Here is a 2,816-nt window from a genome sequence, read left to right as displayed (position 1 = left end):
AAGATAGGACCGAACACGTCCTTCAGCGCTATCTGCATGTCTTCCTGCGTCTTCGGCTGGTATTGTTCCATGATGAGCTTGGCGATTGCCTGGCCTTTCTCACTCGGGTTTCTACGTTTCTTCATCAGTGCTGTACTCAATTCCTTTCAACCTGCTTTCTGATAGTGTACCGCACCTCGACAAAAAAATGAAGTGCGTAAGTTAGTAAATTGGTTACCGGTAACTTACACACTTCATTTTACACTCCCGTAAGAAATGCATTTAATATACAAAAAGGCTGTAATATAGGAGAGATTTGCCTTCTTTTTATTACGGCCTTTTTATTTCTAACTGCAAAAGACCGGGTTACAATATACTTTAATCTATATTTCTCCCTCCGTACTAATGGGAATAGCGATGGTCACGTTCTACTGTGAAAAGTCTCCCGCTTATAGAAAGCTGTGGCGTGTCGGTATGTTGCTTCAATATGTTGATAAAAACAATTTCATCATCTGCCGGATTCCACTGCACCCCATTTTTAAATGGCCATATTAATTTTCTTTTTCCCAATACCGCATATTGCGAATCCATTAACATCCTTTCAACATCTTCTTGCGGGATATCAAGCTGTCTGGATACTCTCTGCGAAACCTCTCCCAATTGCTCTCCAGAGTACGAATGAAAAGCCACTATAATTCCATCTATTAACGCTTTTATTTTACCTGCAATATGGTACGATTTATTTGAAAAAATTTTTATTTCAATTCCATATTCTTTAGTATGACTATGAACGTAATACGTATTGACTTTATTATTTTTTATTATTTTCCAATATGCGCCTGGTGACTGGTAAAATTTATCAATTTTTATATCATTCCATTCTGCAATAATATTTTGAGAACACCAATACCAGGAGTTGTAATCTGAATGAATCATTTGATATTTTTGACAATAATTAAATGAAATATTATTAGCTGATTCCCAAAGAGCTGAATGCGCAATTCGTTCCAGTACAAGTCCGTTTTTACAACTAGTATTGAATACACTTAATTTATTTAGATTGTATATCATCGCATTTTCTAAATCTGGCATATATGGGTCGTCGTTTTTAGAAACATACTGTCCATATAATATTTGGTCATCCGCTGCATTAATTTTTAAAAGAGCCTGCTGCAGTGCCCTTTTCATTTCCTGTAAAGAGGCTTTCGCTTGAAATGGCAGCTTGTGTGTAGTTAATAATTTTATCATATTGTTTTTATATTCGATACGGTAATTAATCGAACCAACTTTTTTATCTGGCATCATTATCACGCCTCTTTTCTTTTATATAATAGCATGCAAATCAAATACTGTACTACTGCCTAATGCTATAACTATTTATTTAAATAATGCTCATATTTTTTTTACAATGCTGTCCGGTTTCACTACTTCAATACATTTATCAAAGCAGATTTTCTTTGGCGTTCGTAATTTTTCTTGCTTTCAAAACCGTACATTGCTTGGGGCTGCTGCTTCACAAAAAAGAGGAACATCCCTTTGAATGTTCCTCTCATACATGGAATGGCTATGGAGTTACCCCAACATTTGACATTTTGACATAGAATGAAAAAAAGAGTACTCACCATGAGTACCCCCTTACAATTATGGCAGAAGGTTTATCCATCCCCACCCTCCAAAAGGTCGTTCGATTTCACTTACATATTTTAACTCTCCAAAAGGTTCTTTATTTCATATATCTTAATATTCGACAATGTTTGTAATCAGCGCAACTCTAATCATTACCTTTTATGTTCTGATTATATCACAAATCTAAAACAAAAGATATAGTTTATCAAAATGATCTAATTTTTCTTTCTTGGAGAGTAAATTAAAATAGTAATTCCTCTCCCCAATAGCATCCCCGTCGTAACTACTTTTACAAACAAGAAGGCAGCAGTAATGCTTACAAAACATATCTTCATCCAACATTCGTTTTAGTCTTTTCAAGCCCGCTTTTTTAAATTTTAATACTAATCAGCTATTTTAAATATAATTAAAAATTTATTTAATGATTATCTTCATATGTATCAGTCATATCAGTATTTATCAATAACCGTGTTTGATCAATGGATAGATTTTTCCACGTATCACATGTCAGGCAAGGGCTGAACCTCAATGGCTTATTATAATAGTTGCAATTTACACAATCAGTTTCCATGACATCAATCCTCCAGTAATTCTGGATTATCATATAGATTGCCAATTACTTCCACTAAGTCATTGAAATACATGTTATCCTTCCGTTCAAGTCCAAATAATTCTAATAAAAAATGAAATGACAATTTGCCTACCTTTTTTAATATCCAAGCACTGACCTAGTATACTAAAGTTGTAACACCTCGTGATAGTTTGATAAAATATACTGTATCGGAGGTTGTTACCATGAATCAAAAATATGAGCCTGAGCTCAGGGAAAAAATCATCCGCCTTTATCTGGAAGAAGGTCGGACGCTGAACAGTCTTACCGAGGAATACCATCTCGGCAAAGGCACGTTACGATATTGGCTGAAACATACCCGCGAAGAATGCGACGAACACACGGGACAATCCCATGTGGAACTCCAACGCCTACGAAAGCAAAATACAGAACTTCGTAAGGAAAATGACTTCTTAAAAAAAGCGGCCGCATTCTTTGCCAAGGAAGTCGAGTAAGCCAATATCAATTCATCCAGAAATATCATCAGCAATATGGAGTACGGTGGTTATTGCGTAAATTTACGATGAGTCCTACAGCGTACTACAATTATCTAAAAAATCGTAAAATGGGATATCGCAACCATAAGATTGCCATCCAACGG

The 2,816-nt window shown here is 35.4% G+C and carries 3 protein-coding genes; 1 reads left to right on the top strand and 2 read right to left on the bottom strand.

The window, feature by feature from the left end:
* Positions 1–381: 381 nt before the first annotated feature.
* Both AB840_RS15015 and AB840_RS18390 read right to left on the bottom strand, forming a co-directional pair.
* Positions 382–1,284 carry a hypothetical protein gene (locus AB840_RS15015; protein WP_048515635.1) on the bottom strand — a complete coding sequence of 301 codons (903 nt, stop codon included), beginning with the start codon at positions 1,282–1,284 and terminating at the stop codon, positions 382–384.
* 896 nt (positions 1,285–2,180) lie between these two features.
* Complete coding sequence (locus tag AB840_RS18390) at positions 2,181–2,249, bottom strand: YopX family protein (protein ID WP_354523731.1); 69 nt, start codon at positions 2,247–2,249, stop codon at positions 2,181–2,183.
* A 151-nt stretch (positions 2,250–2,400) separates the two neighbouring features.
* On the opposite strand from AB840_RS18390, the gene AB840_RS15005 reads away from it, so the two are divergent.
* Positions 2,401–2,670, top strand: coding sequence for a transposase (locus AB840_RS15005; protein ID WP_048515633.1), 270 nt, complete (start codon positions 2,401–2,403; stop codon positions 2,668–2,670).
* Positions 2,671–2,816: the final 146 nt, after the last annotated feature.

Source organism: Megasphaera cerevisiae DSM 20462 (assembly GCF_001045675.1).
GTDB classification, from domain to species: domain Bacteria; phylum Bacillota; class Negativicutes; order Veillonellales; family Megasphaeraceae; genus Megasphaera; species Megasphaera cerevisiae.
The sequence above is the reverse complement of the archived record's forward strand: the minus strand, read 5'-3'. Positions and strand labels throughout refer to the sequence as shown.